Raw genomic sequence first — 18,035 nt, 5'->3', positions numbered from 1 at the left:
CCGACCGCGTGAGCGGTTAGACGCCAGGGAGGCGGTGCTACCCCGTAGGGGAGTGGCACCGCCTCCTTCTCTGTGTGCGGTCTATCAGCTCAGGTATGCCGTGGCAGGGTAGAATGTATCGCTTGCAACATAGAGCTGGGGAAGCTCTCTGAACCCGGTAGAATATGAAGGAAGCGCTTAGCGGTACAGAATGGAACGAGGGACAGAGCAATGAGCCAGCGAGCAAACCAGCAGACCCGGTCGCACTCTAAGAGTTCCACCGAACCCGCTCAGGGCGCTACCACCTCCGAAGAACCGCGTGGCGCCGCTAAGGAAGCCCGCACCTCCCTGATGAAAAAGGCTAGTGCCCTTTTCTTCGGCGTGGGCTTGAACCAGCGCCACCCCGAGCGTGAACGTCAGGCGCAGGCTCGCCGTGAGGAGCGTGCCCGCCGCCGCGCCGCAGCCCAGCAGGGCAGTGAAGAAGGCGGATACGATGCCCCCGTGGCGGCTCATATGTTCTCCGGTCGTAGCTTCCTGACCGCTGTTGTGGTGGGCGTGATTGCGCTCGGTACCGCATACCCGGTGGTCACCTACATTGACCAGGACCGGGAAATCAAGCAGATCAACACGCACATTTCCCAGCTGCAACAGGAGAACGCCCAGCTGAAGGCGGAGCAGACCTGGTGGAACGACGACAACTACGTTCGTCAGCAGGCACGTAGCCGCCTCTACTATGTGAACCCCGGCGACACCCCCTACGTGGTCACCGGCATTACCGAGGACTCCACGAAGGCGGACGGTACTTCTGCGAACGCGAAGAACGCCCCCGAGGAAGCCTGGACCACGAAGGTTTGGAATTCTCTCGAGAAGAACTAGCCCCAGCCACCGGCAGGAACCCTGCCTTGGCAAGCACCCGGCAAGCACCCGGCACAAGCGGACGAGGTGACCCCTCGTTCCAGAAACTTAGGATTATGAGCACCGAAAACACCATTGAAGAGCTGAAGGCACGCACCCCCGGCGGCTTCGGCGTAACTGTTGAAACCCTGACCCCCACCGAGCAGGACATCCGTGTTCTCTCCGCGCAGCTGGGCCGTAAGGTCCGCGACGTGATTGAGATTCCGGCACGCTGCGTGTGCGGTAACCCGCTCGTGGCTGCTACCGCGCCGCGCCTGAGCAACGGCACCCCCTTCCCGACCGTTTTCTACCTGGCGCATCCGGTGATTACCGCTGCGGCTTCCCGCCTGGAGGCGGGCGGCCTGATGTACGAGATGACCGACTCGCTGGCTGAGGACGCGGACCTGGCGGCACAGTACGCTGCCGCGCACGAGAACTACCTGGCTGAGCGTGAGCGCATCCGCCTAATCAGCGGCGCTGAAGAGGTCCCGGAGATTGACGGCATCTCTGCCGGCGGTATGCCGACCCGCGTGAAGTGCCTGCACGCTGTTATCGGCCACACTCTGTCGGTGGGTCGCGGCGTGAACCCGATGGGTGACCGCGGCCTGGACGCTATCGCCGAGTGGTGGACCCCCGAGGTCTGCTCCTGCGACCCCGCGTGGCGTGAAGAAGCCTAAATATTGATTCTGGTGCGCCCGCATCGTCTTGAAGGACGGTGCGGGCGCATAATAGATAGAAGAAAGAGCGCCGAAAAGCGAAAATTTTTCGCCTGCGGCGCTCGCGTTGCCTTTGGCACTGATTGGTATTGAAGACCTGAAAGGAACCCACCGTGCGCGTTGGTGCGATTGACTGCGGTACGAACTCTATTCGCCTGCTGATTGCTGATTCCACTACTGAGGTGGTGGACGGGGTCGAGAAGACCGTCCTGAAGGACGTTGTGCGTGAGATGCGCATTGTGCGTCTGGGTCAGGGCGTGGACGCGACCGGCTGGCTGGCGCAGGAGGCGCTGGACCGCACCTTCGCTGCGGCTCGTGAGTATGCGCAGCTGCTGAAGGAGCACGGCGCTGATTCGGTGCGTTTTGTGGCGACCAGTGCGACTCGCGATGCGGGTAACCGTCAGGTGTTCGTGGATGGTATCCGCGAGATTCTGGGTATTGAGCCCGAGGTGATCAGCGGTGATGAGGAAGCTGCTCTGTCCTTCGCTGGTGCGGTGCGCGCTGTCGGTTACGGCGACGGTGACACCCTGGTGTTTGACCTGGGCGGCGGTTCGACTGAGTTCGTGCTCGGCGACGAGTCGGGTGTGAAGGCTTCCCGCAGCGTCAATATTGGTTGTGTGCGCCTGACTGAGCGTCACATGATGAGCGCCCCGTCCACTGACTCGCAGATTGCCCGCGTTGAGGCTGATACTGACGAGGCTCTCGAGGTGGCACGTAAGACTGTGCCCCTGCAGGATGCGCGCCGCGTGGTGGCTGTGGCTGGTACCGCAACCACTGTGGCTGCTGCCGCGCTGGGTCTGGACCGTTATGACTCTGAAGCTATTAACGCTCAGAGCTTCTCCGTAGAGACCGTTCAGAAGACTGCCCGCTGGTTGGCTTCGCTGAGCCGTACTGAGCGTGAGGAGCTCGGCTACATGCACCCCGGTCGGGTGGATGTGATTGGTGCCGGCGCGACGATTTACGCCCGTATCCTGACCCGTCTGAATGAGATGACTGATGGCGCCGTGGATTCGGTGACCGTCAGTGAGCACGACATTCTGGACGGTATCGCTCTGTCCCAGCTGTAGGCTTGAGCGCTCGCGCCGTGAACCAACGGTGATTCACGGCGCGGCTCAGCTTGAGGAGTTTTAATGGTTCGTTCTGAGCGTCGGCGAGGTATGCCCCTGACCGGCTGGTCTTTTGCGCCGTCTTTCGCCTGTGCGTCTCGTGTATTTGGTGTGCGCGCCTCGGTTGGTTCTGACCGAGGCGCTACTCGCCGCATTCGTAAGGTTGCAGCTTTGGGGGCCAGTGCCGCGTTGACTCTTCTGCCGTTGTGGACTCCGATGGCGCCTGTTGCCTGGGCGACGGACCCGACCCCTTCTGCTTCGCCGAGCCCGAAGAGGGAGGTGACGGCGACTCCTTCACCGTCGGCTACTGCGGTGCCGAAGACTTCCGCAACTCCGAGTAAGGGCACGTCGACCACGAATGGTGATGATGTTCGTCAGCGTGAGTATTGGCTGAACGAGTACGGTATTACGTCCTTGTGGTCGCAGGCTACGGGTAAGGGCGTGACGGTTGCTGTGATTGATACGGGCGTGGACGGTACCCACCCGGATCTTGAGGGTAATGTTCTGCGTGGTTATGATGCCTCGGGCGTGGGCAGCGAGGACGGCTGGAAGGGCCTGGGTGCTGAGCCGATGCACGGCACGGAGGTCGCTTCTCTCATTGCAGGTCACGGCCACGATACGCAGGGCTATTCTGCGATTGCGGGTCAGCCGGGTAAGCCGACCGGTGTGATTGGTGTGGCTCCCGAGGCGAAGATTCTGCCGATTTCGCTGAATATGGGTACGACCGGCGGTAAGAGTATTGATGAGCAGATCCCGGCGGCGGTGCGTTATGCAGTCGACCACGGGGCTCAGATTATTAACATGTCGATTGGCTCGAATAAGACGAGCTGGCCGCAGAGCTGGGATGAGGCGTTTGCCTATGCGGAGCAGAAGGGCGTGCTGATTGTTGCGGCTGCGGGTAACCGCGGTAGCGGCTTGACGCAGGTTGGTGCTCCGGCGACGATTCCTGGCGTGTTGACGGTGGGCGGTATTGACCGGAATAAACAGGTTTCTGAGGGCTCGTCGACTCAGGGTATTTCGATTGCTGTGGTTGCTCCGAGTACGGATATGATTGCGGCTGCTCCGGGTAATGGGTACATGATTTGGTCGGGTTCTTCGGCTGCTGCTCCGTTGGTGACGGGTGTTGCTGCTTTGTTGAAGCAGAAGTATCCGAAGGAGTCGGCGGCTCAGCTGGTCCAACGTTTGATTGCTTCGGCTGATGATGCTGGTGTGACGGGCCGTGACCCTTTGTATGGTTACGGTATTTTCAATCCGCAGGATGCGATGGCTTTGGCGGCGCCTACGGTGACGGCGAATCCGTTGGGTTCGATTTCTGAGTGGATTGCGGTGCACCGTAAGCAGCAGGTGAGTGAGCCGATTCCGAGTGATGCTGCGCCGGTCCATGAGGAGGGCGAGAGCATTGTGAAGGCGGCTGCGCCGGATGCGCGTCGTCCTCCGGAGGATCGTGGCTGGTTGCCGCCGGTAATTTTGGCGGCGCTGACGTTGTGGCTGACGATTATTACGGCTGGTTCGGTGCATCGTTTGCATAGGATGCATGTGAGCGCGGGGCAGGCTGCGCGGATGGCTCGTGAGATGGCGCATCATCCGGGTGCTCATCACGGAAAGAGTCGTGTTTCAAAGGGGTCGCAGCGGGGTGCCCGGAGGGGGACTCGTTAGGGTTCTTGTGAGTCTGGGGTGCCGGTGTTTTTCTTCTCTGCGGAGACTTCTCCTGTTCGCCCGGGGCTGACTTTTGAGCTGGTCCCGGGCTTTGTTCTTTGAGATCTGGCTTGAGACGGCGGAACACCCCAATAAACGAAAATATCGAATATGTTGCGCAAAAAACGGAAAGGGTATTTTTGACTGTAACCCGCATCACGAGATGAACTCTGTTCATATCTTCAAAACTTTTAACTTAGGCTCAGCTCAAAGGGACCATAGGTGCGAAATTACCTAAACAAAGGCGTAAAATAAAAGACAACAGGTATGTGATAGACAGGCTCGTGCTGCTAGCCACTTCGCGTTGCGCAAGGACTTCCAGAGCGAGCCGCTTTGTTCGTCAGGGGAGCTTTCGGAACGACCCGAAAGTTGCACATACCAACCTACCGGGGCTACCGAACCTCGGTACCTAAAGACTAGGAAGTAACAAAATGGCATTCACTAAGGTGGCACAGGACCGTCCTCGCGTCCTGATTGTCGGTGGCGGCTACGTCGGCTTCACCGTTGCTAAGAAGATCCAGAAGGCTATCAAGGAGACCGGTGGCGTCGTCACCATCGTTGAGCCGAACCCCTACATGACTTACCAGCCCTTCCTCCCCGAGGTTGCAGCAGGTTCCATGGAAGGCCGTAACGCAACTGTGCCGCTGCGTCAGCACCTGCGCGACACCGAGCTGATCCCCGGTCGCGTTGTCTCCATCGACCACGCAAACCGCACCGCTGTTGTTGAGCCCACCGACAACGGTGAGCCCTTCGAGCTGAAGTACGACGAGATCGTTCTCGGCGCAGGTGCTGTGACCCGCGCATTCCCGATTCCGGGTCTGGCAGAGGTTGCTATCGGTCTGAAGACCATCGAAGAGGCAGTCTCCGTTCGTAACTGGGTTCTGGACCGCATCGAGGTTGCATCCATGCTGTCCGACGCTGAGGCACGCCGCCGTGCCCTGACCTTCGTCATCGTTGGTGGTGGCTTCGCTGGCGTTGAGACCATCTCCGAGCTCGAGGACATGGCACGCGTTGCTGTGGAGCGCAACGAGCGTCTCTCCGTTTCCGACCTGCACTTCGTTATGGTCGAGGCCGCACCGCGCATCATGCCCGAGGTCCCCGCAGACCGTGCAGAGAAGGTTGTTGCAGAGCTGCGTGCACGCGGCATCGAGATCCTGCTGAACACCTCCCTCTCCGACGCAACCGACGGCAACCTGCAGCTGATCAACATGGCTGACAAGTCCCCCGCAGGCGAGATCAAGACCGACACCCTGATCTGGACCGCAGGCGTGGCAGCATCCCCGATGCTGAAGAACACCGACTTCCCGATTGACGAGCGTGGCCGCGTTCGCGTGAGCGCAGACCTGCGCGTCACCGGCGACGACGGCGTGGTCGAGGGTGCTTGGGCTGCAGGCGACAACGCAGCTGTTCCGGATCTCTCCGGTGGCGGCGTGGGCGGCTTCTGCGTTCCCAACGCTCAGCACGCTTCCCGCCAGGCTGTTGTTCTGGCTAAGAACCTGCTGGCTGCTCGCCGCGGCGAGCCCCTGACCGACTACTACCACGAGACCATTGGTGTTGTGGCAGGTCTGGGCCTGTGGAAGGGCGTTGCAAACTTCAAGGGCAAGACCATTGGCGGCCCGCTGGCATGGATCATGCACCGCGGCTACCACGGCTCTGCAATCCCCACCACCGAGCGTACCGTTCGCGTTATGACCACCTGGGCACTGAACCAGATCTTCGGTCGCGACACCTCCTCGATTCGCCACCAGCGTTCCCCGCGCCTGGCATTCCAGGAAGCAACCGGTACTGCACCGGCACGCCAGAAGGCAAAGCTCTAAAATAGCCTGACTTAGGGGTACGCCCCTGAGGTAGCGCATTTGAGATAAAAGCAATAGGCGGTGTGGAAGACTTTGGTCTTCCGCGCCGCCCATTTTGCGCCTGGATGCTTGCGAGCTGTCTAGCTTAGCTGCCCACCAGCGCTTTTGTGTGATGCTTGCTGCGGCGGGGTGCGGGGAACTGTTTGAAATGTGTCTCTGCTTAGATTCGAGTGCGTTTTCGTGGAATAATAAATATTTGTGTCCCGGACTGTTCGGGATACGCCCTCATAGTCCAATTGGCAGAGACAGAGGACTTAAAATCCTTGTGTTCTGGGTTCGAGTCCCAGTGGGGGCACTGTGTTGATAAGCAATAACGATGAGCGGCGGCTCTTCCCGTAGGGGAGGAGCCGCCGCTCGCGTGTTTGAAGGTTTACATGTCTGGGTTTTTTTTGGGGGGGTAAAAGACGATGCCCCCGACCAGTTCGGTTGCCATGGGGATGCCCACCTGCTCGAAGGAAGCGATGGTACCCGTGGGCTCCACTCTCAAAAACGCCCGCATACCGTCTTCCGGAGCTCAAAAACGTGAGACCCTAGAAGAGACGCAGCCACAGATGCACCCCAGCCTGAATGGGGCAGCAGAGTCAGAAAGGCACAGCATGCAGACTATACCCTCCATCATTGCCGTTGATATGGACGGCACCTTCCTCACCGACTCCAAAACCTTCGACACCGAACGGTTCGCGCGCATCCTGCCCCGCCTGCAGGTGCAGGGAATTCACTTTGTTGTGGCGAGCGGAAACACCTACGCCAAGCTGCGGGACTATATGCGCGGCTTTGAAGGGCGAGGTCTTACCTATATTGCTGAAAATGGGGCATACCTTGCTGATGAGAGCGGTCAGCTTGCCGTGCATCCCTTTGTGGAAGAGGATGTGCCGCGCATCATTGAGATAGTCCAGGGGCTGGATCAGATTGGTTTGCTGGTCTGCACTACCGAGGGTATCTACCTGCCTAAGGACCGCTGTGACCAGATTGTGCACATGATTCGCGGCTATTTTGAAGACACCGGTCAGGAGCTTCCCGAAACCCTCACCTTGGAGGACTTTGCGGCGTTCTTCTTCCCCGGCTCGGTCATGGTTGACTCTATTGAAGATTTTGAGGGCGCACCCATTAAGTTCCCGCTGTTGACTCCGCCTAAGCAGACGCAGCAGTTGAGCGTTTACCTGCGTGAGGTTCTTCCGCAGACCGTCACTCCGATGGTTAGCGGCTTCGGTGCCATTGATCTGGTGCGTACCGGTGTCAATAAGGCGACCGGTCTGGAGGACCTGTGCGAGCGTCTGGATGCTGATCCGGCGGGCATTCTTGCCTTCGGTGACGGTGAGAACGACATGGAAATGCTCCGCTACGCGGGCTGGGGTGTTGCCATGTCTAATGCCCCGGAGGTTGTGCGAAATGCTGCTGATGAGGTGATTGGCTCGAACGAGGAACAGGCAGTTCTGGAGTATCTGGAACAGCTCCTGGACCGTTTGGAAGCTTCGCACTAGACGCTTCACAAAGAGACGCGCAGAAGCCTTTGCATGCGGGGCGGCGCGGGCCTGGGTGAACCTCAGGTAAACACCGCCCTGAAATATTCTGGCAAGGTCGCTAGAAGCCCATGCTGGTAACGAACAGCGCCCGTGAGCACAGAATCTATCCGATATAATTAACAGAATTAGTTTTGTACCCGTTTAAGGAGAGAAAGATGGCGGGAAACCCGCTTCTGAATTCAATGACGAAGAATGTCACTCAGGGTGACTCTCGTTTCGGTCGTTTTGGTGCGCAGCCGCAGCAGACCAGCCAGCAGGCGCAGTACGGTCAGCAGGCACAGTACGGTCAGCAGCAGACCTATGGCCAGTACGGTCAGCAGTATGATCAGCAGGGCTACGGCCAGAACACCTACGGCCAGCAGCCCTATGGCCAGCAGTATGGTCAGCCCCAGTACGGTCAGCAGGCACAGTACGGCCAGCCGTACGGTGAGGCTGACTACGGCGTAGCAGCCCCCACCTACTCGGAGCCCATCCCCGCCGGTGAGCGCCTGACCATGAACGATGTCTTGGTTAAGACCGGTATCAACCTGGGCCTGGTCGCTGTCGGTGCCGCTGTTGCATGGAATGCACCGGTGCTGCTGCTCCTGGGCATGGTTGGCGGTCTGGTCCTGGGTCTGGTGAACTCCTTCAAGAAGAAGGTTTCCCCGATTCTGGTCATGACCTACGCGCTCATGGAAGGTCTGCTACTCGGTGGTCTGTCCGCTGTTGTGGATATGCGCTACCCCGGCGTGGCAGTTCAGGCGGTTCTGGCAACCCTCGTGGTTGCGGGTGTGACCCTGGCTCTCTTCGCCAACGGCAAGATTCGCACCACCCCCAAGCTGAATAAGATTTTCATGATTGGTGCGCTCAGCTACCTGGGTTACGGCCTGGTGTCCATGCTGACCGCGGGTATCTTCGGTTCCTCGCTGAACAGCTTCTCTATTGGTGGTATTCCGCTGGGCCTGGTGGTTGGTCTGTTCGCTGTTGCGCTGGCAACCTACTCGCTGCTGCTGGACTTCACCACCACCTCCGAGGCTGTGGAGGCTGGCCTGCCCGAGCGTGAGTCCTGGCGTCTTGCATTCGGCCTGACCGCTTCTCTGGTCTGGCTGTACGTTGAGATCCTGCGTGTTCTCATGTACCTGGCAAGCATCTTTAGCAACGACTAAAGCTCGTTATGAGGCGGCGGTACCGTGATGGTGCCGCCGCCTTTGCCGCTTTACTTCCCCGATGTATCGAGGCGCAGGGGAGGGGCGCAACAACATCACCACATACCGCCTCCGCTGGGGCAGCCGAAGCTGCCCCGCGCGGGCGCGACACCGATAACGATTTGGAGACACCGTGAAAATTACACCTATTGCAGAAGAACATGTAGCCGAGGAGAAGCGCGGCTACCGGGTGCCTTTTGCTATGGAAGTTGCTGGTGCTTGGGCGTGGCGCATCATTATGATTGCCGGTGCCGGTTGGATCCTTTGGAAGGGCCTGGGGCACGTCTCCCTGCTGGTTATTTCTCTTCTGGTGGCTCTGCTGCTGGCGGCTCTGCTGAGCCCCGCCGTGATGCTTCTGCGTAAGAAGGGCGTTCGTGCCGGTGGCGCGGCGGCTATTGCCGAAATCGGTATGATTCTGGTGCTCGCCGGTATTATTTCGCTGACCGGTCAGCAGATTCTGCGCGGTTTTGTGTCCATGGCGGATAAGGCGATGCAGGGCTACCAGCAGCTGATTGGTTGGCTGAAGGACCTCGGTTACGAGTTCGGTGCAGACCAGCTGAACCAGCTGCTGGAACAGATGGAGAGTGCTGCAACCAATAACCCCAGCTCCGTGCTGCACGGTGTGTCTCGGGTGGGTTCGACTGCGGCTGAGGTTGCAACCGGCACCCTGTTGACCCTGTTTACCCTGGTCTTCTTCCTGATGGAGGGCGAGCGTATCTGGCTGTTCGTCACCCGCCTCTTCCCGAAGGATGCGCGTGCCGCCGTCAACGGTGCGGGTCGTGCGGGTTGGAAGTCCCTGGGCGCGTACGTGCGCGTTCAGATTCTGGTGGCGGCTATTGACGCTATCGGCATTGGCATTGGTGCCGCAATTCTGGGCGTGCCGCTGGCTATCCCGCTGGGTGTGCTGGTCTTCCTCGGCTCCTTCGTTCCGGTGATTGGTGCTCTCATTTCCGGTGCTGTGGCTGTGCTGCTGGCGCTGGTTGCTCTGGGCCCGGTGCAGGCGCTGATTATGCTCGGTATTGTTCTGCTGGTTCAGCAGCTCGAATCCCACATTCTGCAGCCGCTCATTATGGGTAAGGCTGTCTCCCTGCACCCGCTGGCGGTTATTTTCTCGGTGGCTGGTGGATCCATGATTTTTGGTGCGGTGGGTGCTCTGTTCGCTGTGCCGACTCTGGCTGTGGTCAACGCGGTGGTGCGTTACCTGGCGAACCGTGACTGGGAGAAGGAAGCACCTCGTGAGGAGGAGTTCCTCTTCCCGCACGAGGTGGCTCGCCGCGAGCAGGCTGAGGAGAAGGCCCAGGAACGGCAGGAGAGCGTCAAGAATCTGACCTCCCGGGTGCCGAGCCGTCAGAAGGCTGAGGAGCCTGAGAACCAGGCTTCCGAGGCTTCGGACTCCTCCGAAGACTAGGGGCCTGCATCGAGCGGGAGGTTTTGGCGTAGGGCACCCCGCCACCCTCGATAACGCACCGCTAACTCGTCCCGGCGATACCGCCGGCCGCGATGCCGTCTACGGCGGTGTCTCGCCAGGGGGCTACTTGCGACCGGGTAGCCCCCTTCGCTGTACCCATCCTCTAAAATGGGATGAGCAATACATCACCATCCCGCGCCCGCGGGACAACGCACCGTCAGAATGGAAACCTCGTGAGCGTAGATCTCGACTCCCTGCCCGTGACCCTCACCGACATTGAACGTGCCGCAGAGCTGCTCGAAGGCGTTATTGAACGCACCCCCGTCGCTCATTCGCGTGCGCTGAGCCAGCGCCTCGGTTCAGAGGTTTTCTTCAAGTGCGAGAACCTGCAGCGTGCCGGTTCCTTCAAGGTGCGCGGTGCGTACGTGCGTATGGCGAAGCTTTCTGAGGAGGAGAAGAAGCGCGGCGTTGTGGCTGCGAGCGCGGGTAACCACGCTCAGGGTGTGGCTCTGGCTGCTGACCGTCTGGGCATTAAGGCCCGTATTTACATGCCGCTGGGTGCGGCGCTGCCGAAGATTACCGCGACCCGCGATCACGGCGCTGAGGTTGAGCTGCACGGCGTGACCGTGGATGAGGCTCTGGCGGAGGCGAAGCGCTACGCCGAAGAGACCGGCGCGGTGTTCGTGCACCCCTTCGACAATGAAGACATTATTGCCGGCCAGGGCACTATCGGTCTGGAAATCCTGGAGCAGGTTCCGGACGTTGACACCGTGATTGTGGGTGTTGGCGGCGGCGGTCTGCTTGCTGGTCTGTCCGCTGCTATCCGCGCGAAGGAGCAGAAGCTCGGTAAGAAGATCAAGATTATTGGTGTTCAGGCGGAGCACGCGGCGGCGTACCCGCTGTCGCTGGCTGCGGATGCTCTGGTGCCGCTAAAGAAGGTTTCCACCATCGCTGACGGTATTGCGGTGGGCCGCCCCGGCCAGATGCCTTTCTCCATTATCAAGGAGCTGGTGGACGATGTGGCGACCGTGAGCGAAGACGATATTGCTCGCGCCCTGATCTTCCTGATGGAACGTAACAAGCTTGTGGTGGAGCCTGCCGGTTCGGTGCCCGTGGCGGCGCTGATGAACGGCAAGCTGAAGGAAGAGTACGGCGACCTGGGCACGGTCGTGTGTGTGCTCTCCGGCGGCAATATTGACCCGATGCTGATGCTGAAGGTGATTCAGCGCGGTCTGTCTGCGGCTGGCCGATACATGACCGTGAAGATGATGCTTTCTGACCGCCCGGGTGAGCTGGCGACCATCTCCCGCATTATCTCTGAGAACGACGCGAACGTGACCGGTGTGGACCACACCCGCGTGGGTGGCTCGCTCTCCATGGGTGACGTGTCGATTACGATCGATATGGAAACTAAGGGCGTGGAGCATTGCCGTCAGGTTATTTCTGCCCTGGAGGATGAGGGCTTCAAGCCCATCATCGTCTACTAAGCCGATATATTTATTAGCCGACGAGCTGTAATAGGTGCGTCTGAGCTTTATCGGCAGAACGCAAGAATAGACAAAAACAGTGCGGGGTGCTGACCGTTATAGTCAGCACCCCGCACTGTTTGTTTTAAATCTAGCGCTGTCTCGCAGCCTAGCTTCTTAGCTAGTCTCTTAGCCCTGGTAAGGGGTCACGGAGACAATCTTGGCGCTCAGTTCCTTACCGTTCGGAGCGGTGTAGGAAACCTCGTCGCCCTGCTTAGCACCCATAATTGCTGCGCCGAGGGGGGACTTCTCAGAGAAGACCTTCAGGTCGCTACCTGCAGGCAGAGTGTCCTCAATTTCGCGGGAGCCGAGCAGGAACTTCAGGGTGCGGCCTGCAACCTCAGCCTCGATGACCATGCCGTGGCTTACCACGCCGTCATCAACGGGCGCCTCACCAATCTGTGCGGTTTCGAGCAGGTGCTTAAGCTGCTTGATGCGCGCCTCGTTCTTAGCCTGCTCGTCGCGTGCTGCGTGGTAGCCGCCGTTCTCGCGGAGGTCACCCTCATCGCGTGCCTGCGCGATGCGGTCAACGATTTCCTGGCGGTACGGGCCGGAGAGGTACTCCAGCTCCTGGGTGAGGCGGTCGAAGGCGTCCTGAGTGAGCCATGCACCGGTGTTTTCAGCCATGCGTGTCCTTTGCTTATGCGCCGGCTCTGCCGGTGCGAAACGAATAAACCCGCTACCGCGTGCCGCGTTCAATACGCGGCGGTGCCGGTAACGGAATGAATCAACAGACCTATTCTAGAGCACCGGAGGATTTTCGGCTGTTATGCCGGTCGTATCTTCCCCTCTGAACGCATCTTCGTCGGTACGCACACCAGTAGCTGAACATTCTGCCAGTATCAGCTTGTTTCAGACCTGTGAATCTGCTGATATGACGGCACGTTTCACGATGTCACACGGCGTCATCTGCGCTAGTACACCGGCGCTATCCTTGGGTATCATACGAGAAGCTACAACCGTAAAATTTCTGCCGTGTAGCGCTCGCATTTGCGAGTCACAGACACATCATCGACCCCCTGGCGCATCACCTAAAGGAGACCACCGTGAGCGAAGCCATTGAACAGCTGAAGGCAAACCTGCCGACTCACCCTCCCGTGGACTCCCTCAAACCGCTGGATGAGGACTACACCGGTCTGCGCATCCTCGCGGTGCACGCTCACCCGGACGACGAGTCCTCTAAGGGCGCCGGTACCGCTTCGGCGTATATTGCCCGTGGTGCTCGCTTCATGGTGGCGACGATGACCGGCGGCGAGCGCGGTGACATCCTGAATGAGGAGATCGATAAGAGCCCGCGTGCACACCGTGACCTGCCGGGTCTGCGTCGCGCTGAAATGGCGGCTGCTCGCGAGATTATGGGTATTGAGCACCGCTGGATTGGCTTCTTCGACTCCGGTCTGCCGGAGGGTGACCCCATGCCGCCTCTGCCCTTCGGTAGCTTTGGCACCATGCCCCTGGATCGTGCCGCCGCGCCGCTCGTGCGTCTGGTGCGTGAGTACCGCCCGCACATCATCATCACCTATGACGAAATCGGCGGCTACCCGCACCCCGACCACATCATGACCCACAAGGTTGCCGTGGAAGCATTCGAGAATGCAGGCGACCCCGAAGCGTACGTGGGTGAGGGCGAGCCCTGGACCCCGCTGAAGCTCTACTACGACCGCGCATTCAACCCCGAACGCACCCTCGCCCTGCACGAGCATCTGCTCGATACGCACGGTGAGAGCCTGCTGAGCGGCTGGATTGAGAACATCGCGCACCGCGCTTCCTCGGGGGAGGCGCCTCGCCACGAGACTACGACCCGCATCCTGGTTCACGAGCACTTTGAGCAGCGCGATCAGGCTTTGCGCGCGCACGCCTCGCAGGTGGACCCGAACGGCGTGTTCTTCGCCGTTCCCAGTGAGAAGCTGAAGGATATTTGGCCCTGGGAGGACTACACGCTGGCCGCCTCGCACGCTGAGGTTCAGCTGCCCGAATCTAGCCTGGACGAGGGCCTGAGCGACTACTACGTTATCTAGGCTGGGGTGCATCGCCCCGCGCGTTACAATGATGCCCTTCACCCACGATATGAGTCGTAGGTGAAGGGCATCATCCATTCTTAGGCGCGCGATGCGTGCAGCCCCTGTGCACAACCCCGAACGCCGCCACCAGATGCCACAAATTTTGAGCCGATTCTCAGCCCAACCGTGATGCCGATTGCCGCGAAGGTACGGCGCGGCGGCGTAGAATAAGAGCTTGGACTCTTTCGTTATGAGCCCGCTGAATTATCTGCCACGACAGCCGAATGAGGTATGAGCTATGAGCGCCAACGCCCTGCCCGTGATTACTGTGCACGGCCACGCCAGCAACCCCGGCACTGTCACTGAGCCTACCATCTATGAGCAGGCTCTGGCGCGCTCGCTGAGCCCCGAATCCCTGCCGGCACATATTGGAGTGCTGGTGGACGGTAACCGCCGCTGGGCGGCTCAGCGCGGCTTGAGCACCCGTGAGGGCCACGCCGCCGGTGCGGAGCGAATTATTGATTTTCTGGCCTGGTGTACTGAGCTGTCGATTCCGCAGGTGAGCCTGTACATGCTCTCCACTGAGAACCTGAAGCGCCCCGAGAAGGAGCTGACCGGCCTGGTCGCTGTGATTGATGCGTTCTTGGTGCGTCTGGTGGAGTCCGCCTGCGGTCCGGTGCGCGCTATCGGCAATATTGACCTAATTCCTCCTCAGCTGCACGAGCGCCTGGATTGGGCGATTGAGCAGACTGCGCACCTGCCCGGTGTTCGCGTGAACATTGCGGTCGGCTACGGCGGCCGCCAGGAGATTGTGGATGCGGTCCGCTCGGTTCTGCGTGAGGCCGCCGCTGAGGGCGCATCCTTGGAATCGCTTGCCGAACAGCTGAGTGTGGAGGATATTTCTTCGCACCTGTACACCGCCGATATGCCCGACCCGGACCTGCTGATTCGCACTTCGGGCGAGCAGCGCCTGTCCGGTTTCATGACCTGGCAGAGCGCGTATTCTGAGTTTTATTTCTGCCGCGCCCTGTGGCCGGATTTCACACGCGTTGATTTTCTGCGTGCCCTGCGGGATTACGCGAACCGTTCCCGCCGCTTCGGTTCCTAGAACTTGGATGCCCTAGCGCCATCGGTGCATGTTTCTCGGCCGGCTGGCTGGTTCCTGGCTAGCAGTCTCCGGTAGTACAGCCTCCAGCAATACAGAATGGACGTTCTATGCTCGCTGAGCTTTCCCGCCTCTACAACGCTGGAGGCGCCTCCGTTATTGCCGCTCTGGTGCTCGGCAGCTACCTGCTGTATTTTCTGTGGTGCGCCCTGCGGCTGTGGCGTATTGACGTGCGGGAGCACCGTCTGCCGCACCGCATCCTGATTCCTTTGGCTATTGCCACCTATACGGCGCTGCCGGTGTCTTTGCTTTTTGCCGGTCGCCCCGCCGATATTTGGCGTGTGATTGGTGCCGGTCTGGTGCTGTGGTTCTGCTACCTGCTTCTGCGTATCCTGTCTTTTGGCGCGCTGGGCCGCGGGGATGTGAAGCTTGCCGGTATTCTGGGCGGCGTGCTCGGGTACCTGTCCTGGGCGAATCTGGGCTGGGCGTCGCTGGTGACGTTCCTTGCCGGTGGTCTGGTGTCTTTGGCTCTGGTGCTGTTTACGAAGGCGCGCGGTAGCACCCGCATTGCCTTCGGTCCGTTTATGCTTCTGGGTGCGCTGGTGGCGTTGGCGGCTCCGGCGTATTCTCTGTGGTAGATTCCGAAGTAGGGTAACCGTCCGGCTAAGTGGCGGGCTCGTTCTTCGTGCGGCTCGCGACTGTTCGCTCTGCTCTCTAGCACCTATTTCTCGGCGGAACTGCCGGGGCTTTTGAAAGGTTAATGTTATGCCTACTCCTCCCTATATCCGTAAGCTGCGTGAGCAGATTGGATCGGATTACCTGTGGCTGTCCGGTGCGACGGCTGTGGTGTACCGTGAGCAGGATTCTAAGGTGCTACTGGTGCGCCGTAGCGATAACGGGGCGTGGACCCCGATCACGGGCATTGTGGACCCGGGGGAGAGCCCTGCACTGACCTGCCTGCGTGAGGCGCAGGAGGAAGCGAACGTGCAGATTGAGGTGCTGGAGCTGGCGCAGGTGAAGGCTGACCCGCCGATGCAGTTCGGTAATGGTGACCGCTGCCAGTTCTTGGATCATACGTTCTTGTGCCGCTGGGTTTCTGGTGAGGCGAAGGTGAATGATGAGGAGTCTTCGCAGGTGCGTTGGGTGGATGTGTCTGACCCGGCGGAGCGTGCGTTGCTTTCGGATCGGATGCTGGACCGTATTGATGCGGCGCTGAACTATAACGGCCACTGCCGTTTTGGTTTGGAGTCGGTGCCGCCGGAAGAGCTCTAGACCGGTTACTGGGACTGAGTAAAAGCTGCCGAACTAAACCTGTACATACAGAAGGAGGGGCGACCCGCCGTCATGGCGAGTCGCCCCTCCCAGCATTTTTATGACAGTTTGTTACATGTTATTGGGTGGTTCTTCCTGTTTTTCTGTGGGAGTGGGGGACTGGAAGCCTAAAGGTTGCCGTGGTTTTATTTTGTTTTTGTCTTCTTTACCTTAAGTTGCGTCTGTGTATCGAGTTATGAGTGGTGTACATGAGATGCTTTATATATGACACGGGTTACATTGGGAGTGACGGCCCCGTATTAGTCAGTAACCCGAGAAAGATTCGTTCACGTGATGTTCTGGTGAGCGTAGTCGCTTTCCTTTTACTCTGCCTATAAATCTTTAAGGCATGCCATTTTTCTGTGAACTAGGCTCATTGTGTTCATCGCAATTCTTGGGCGCTATTTTGATGCGTCCTGGAAGGAGCAAAGCATGACAACACATAAAATACCCTGGAGAATCTACGTAGCCCTTATTGGCTCTCTGGTAGGTACAGGAATATATTCCTTCGCCCTACCCATCGCGATTCTCGCTAGTACAGGCGAAATTGGGTTGGCTGGCGTAATGGCGGTAGCCATGCAAATCCCCAATATCGCCTTGGCATATCCACTAGCAACCCTATCTGATAGTCTGCCTCGAAAACCTATGATTGTGATTGCCGGGGCAGTAAACATCCTCAGCATCCTTACCTTGGCGTTGATGATTGAGCAGCATATGCTGTCATGGTTCACCATCGCCGCACTAGGATTTGTGAGCGGTGTCTTCTCCGAACTGGCTGCTGCCTCAGAAGCAGGATATATTCCGCAGCTTCTCGGACGAGAAAACCTTCTTTCGTACAATGCACGTCGTGAAATTTGCGAGGGAATATCCGCAATCATTGCACCCCCTACAGCAGGATTTATTGTTCTTGTCGCGGGTGCAACGGTCGGTCTTATCGTCCCGGTGCTCCTTTTCGGAGCGGCAACTATTTCATACGCAACGTTGCCATCCGTAGAGATGGAAACTAAAACTGAGCAACGCGAAACCGCACAACATGGGTTTATTCACCGCATGTTTGACGGTATCCAATACATGTTCTCCGGCGCCCCGCAGAGACTTATCCTTGTCTACACGTTCTTCTTGGCGGCAGCTACGGCATCGTATTCACTCATCATTATTTACCGCCTGTATGAGGAGCTCACTTTTGAAGCCTCAGTGGTAGGCATGATTATGGCCTGCAGCGGTATCGGTGGTATCGTCGCGGCGCTCATCATCGATCGTTTCCTCTCTTTCGAGAACACGCGAGGAATGCTACTGGTCGCCAACGTCGTATCCCTGCTCGGAATACCGCTCGTCACCATCAGCAATAACCCCGTAGTGCTCGGCGCCTTGCTCTTCATCCTGGACGTAGGATGGGCATCAGCTTTCATCTTCTCCAATAATCTGCGTGACTGCATTACACCGAATGAGCTACTGGGGCGTGCCAGCTCCCTTGACGGTGCCGTATTTGGATTAGGAACGCTGTACTCCATGGGCGCGGTAGCACTGATGCTTGACCATCTCGGCTCCTTCAACGCTGCGCTTGTCGTCAGTATCCCGGCTGTACTCTGCCTCATCTACACGCTGGTCCACTATAAACAGTTCAAAGTGTTCAATATTGTTGAACAATAGTGAGAACCCGCTACCAACTCAATGACGGGGCAGAGAACACATACAGAGGGAGGGGCGACCCGCCGTCATGGCGAGTCGCCCC

General features: G+C 59.0%; 15 protein-coding genes and 1 tRNA gene. 15 read left to right on the top strand and 1 reads right to left on the bottom strand.

Going from position 1 to position 18,035, the window contains the following annotated elements; genetic code table 11:
• The first annotated feature begins 210 nt into the window (after nt 1–210).
• The 10 genes from HMPREF2980_RS08850 to ilvA all read left to right on the top strand — a co-directional run bounded on the left by HMPREF2980_RS08850 (nt 211) and on the right by ilvA (nt 11,848).
• On the top strand, nt 211–855 hold the full coding sequence (locus HMPREF2980_RS08850; RefSeq protein ID WP_049352122.1) for a septum formation initiator family protein: 645 nt from the start codon (nt 211–213) through the stop codon (nt 853–855).
• Between the two features lie 95 nt (nt 856–950).
• Nucleotides 951–1,550, top strand: coding sequence for a DUF501 domain-containing protein (locus HMPREF2980_RS08845; protein ID WP_049362335.1), 600 nt, complete (start codon nt 951–953; stop codon nt 1,548–1,550).
• 152 nt (nt 1,551–1,702) lie between these two features.
• A complete protein-coding gene (locus HMPREF2980_RS08840) occupies nt 1,703–2,656 on the top strand; it encodes a Ppx/GppA phosphatase family protein (protein WP_005508954.1) in 954 nt (317 codons plus the stop codon).
• A 63-nt stretch (nt 2,657–2,719) separates the two neighbouring features.
• Nucleotides 2,720–4,351: a S8 family peptidase gene (locus tag HMPREF2980_RS08835; RefSeq protein WP_070614688.1), complete on the top strand. Its 1,632-nt coding sequence runs from the start codon at nt 2,720–2,722 to the stop codon at nt 4,349–4,351.
• Between the two features lie 470 nt (nt 4,352–4,821).
• On the top strand, nt 4,822–6,207 hold the full coding sequence (locus tag HMPREF2980_RS08830) for an NAD(P)/FAD-dependent oxidoreductase (protein ID WP_005508952.1): 1,386 nt from the start codon (nt 4,822–4,824) through the stop codon (nt 6,205–6,207).
• A gap of 260 nt (nt 6,208–6,467) precedes the next feature.
• Nucleotides 6,468–6,541: transfer RNA gene (locus HMPREF2980_RS08825), tRNA-Leu, on the top strand.
• A gap of 301 nt (nt 6,542–6,842) precedes the next feature.
• The gene (locus tag HMPREF2980_RS08820) at nt 6,843–7,727 is read left to right on the top strand and encodes a Cof-type HAD-IIB family hydrolase (protein ID WP_083313523.1); all 885 of its coding nucleotides are present in this window, start codon (nt 6,843–6,845) and stop codon (nt 7,725–7,727) included.
• Between the two features lie 197 nt (nt 7,728–7,924).
• Nucleotides 7,925–8,914: a Bax inhibitor-1/YccA family protein gene (locus HMPREF2980_RS08815; protein WP_044150729.1), complete on the top strand. Its 990-nt coding sequence runs from the start codon at nt 7,925–7,927 to the stop codon at nt 8,912–8,914.
• Nucleotides 8,915–9,086: 172 nt separating this feature from the next.
• On the top strand, nt 9,087–10,361 hold the full coding sequence (locus HMPREF2980_RS08810; protein WP_070691478.1) for an AI-2E family transporter: 1,275 nt from the start codon (nt 9,087–9,089) through the stop codon (nt 10,359–10,361).
• Between the two features lie 233 nt (nt 10,362–10,594).
• The gene (gene ilvA / locus HMPREF2980_RS08805; RefSeq protein WP_005506856.1) at nt 10,595–11,848 is read left to right on the top strand and encodes a threonine ammonia-lyase; all 1,254 of its coding nucleotides are present in this window, start codon (nt 10,595–10,597) and stop codon (nt 11,846–11,848) included.
• A 168-nt stretch (nt 11,849–12,016) separates the two neighbouring features.
• On the opposite strand, the gene greA is transcribed toward ilvA, so the two are convergent.
• On the bottom strand, nt 12,017–12,514 hold the full coding sequence (gene greA, locus HMPREF2980_RS08800) for a transcription elongation factor GreA (RefSeq protein ID WP_070691477.1): 498 nt from the start codon (nt 12,512–12,514) through the stop codon (nt 12,017–12,019).
• A 419-nt stretch (nt 12,515–12,933) separates the two neighbouring features.
• Here greA and mca point away from each other — a divergent pair, with 419 nt between their 5' ends.
• The 5 genes from mca to HMPREF2980_RS08775 all read left to right on the top strand — a co-directional run bounded on the left by mca (nt 12,934) and on the right by HMPREF2980_RS08775 (nt 17,953).
• Nucleotides 12,934–13,905 carry a mycothiol conjugate amidase Mca gene (gene mca, locus HMPREF2980_RS08795; RefSeq protein ID WP_070691475.1) on the top strand — a complete coding sequence of 324 codons (972 nt, stop codon included), beginning with the start codon at nt 12,934–12,936 and terminating at the stop codon, nt 13,903–13,905.
• 280 nt (nt 13,906–14,185) lie between these two features.
• Entirely contained in the window at nt 14,186–14,995 is an 810-nt protein-coding gene (gene uppS / locus HMPREF2980_RS08790) for a polyprenyl diphosphate synthase (protein WP_070691473.1), read from the top strand.
• 107 nt (nt 14,996–15,102) lie between these two features.
• Entirely contained in the window at nt 15,103–15,630 is a 528-nt protein-coding gene (locus HMPREF2980_RS08785) for a prepilin peptidase (protein WP_005508942.1), read from the top strand.
• Between the two features lie 127 nt (nt 15,631–15,757).
• Nucleotides 15,758–16,264, top strand: coding sequence for an NUDIX hydrolase (locus HMPREF2980_RS08780; protein WP_070691471.1), 507 nt, complete (start codon nt 15,758–15,760; stop codon nt 16,262–16,264).
• A 417-nt stretch (nt 16,265–16,681) separates the two neighbouring features.
• Nucleotides 16,682–17,953 (top strand): MFS transporter, encoded by a 1,272-nt coding sequence (locus tag HMPREF2980_RS08775; RefSeq protein WP_246822724.1) that lies wholly within the window; start codon nt 16,682–16,684, stop codon nt 17,951–17,953.
• The last annotated feature ends 82 nt before the right edge of the window (nt 17,954–18,035 follow it).

Source organism: Rothia sp. HMSC076D04, from assembly GCF_001814645.1.
Classification (GTDB): domain Bacteria; phylum Actinomycetota; class Actinomycetes; order Actinomycetales; family Micrococcaceae; genus Rothia; species Rothia mucilaginosa.
Note: the sequence above shows the minus strand (reverse complement) of the source record. Positions and strands in the feature narration are given on the sequence as shown.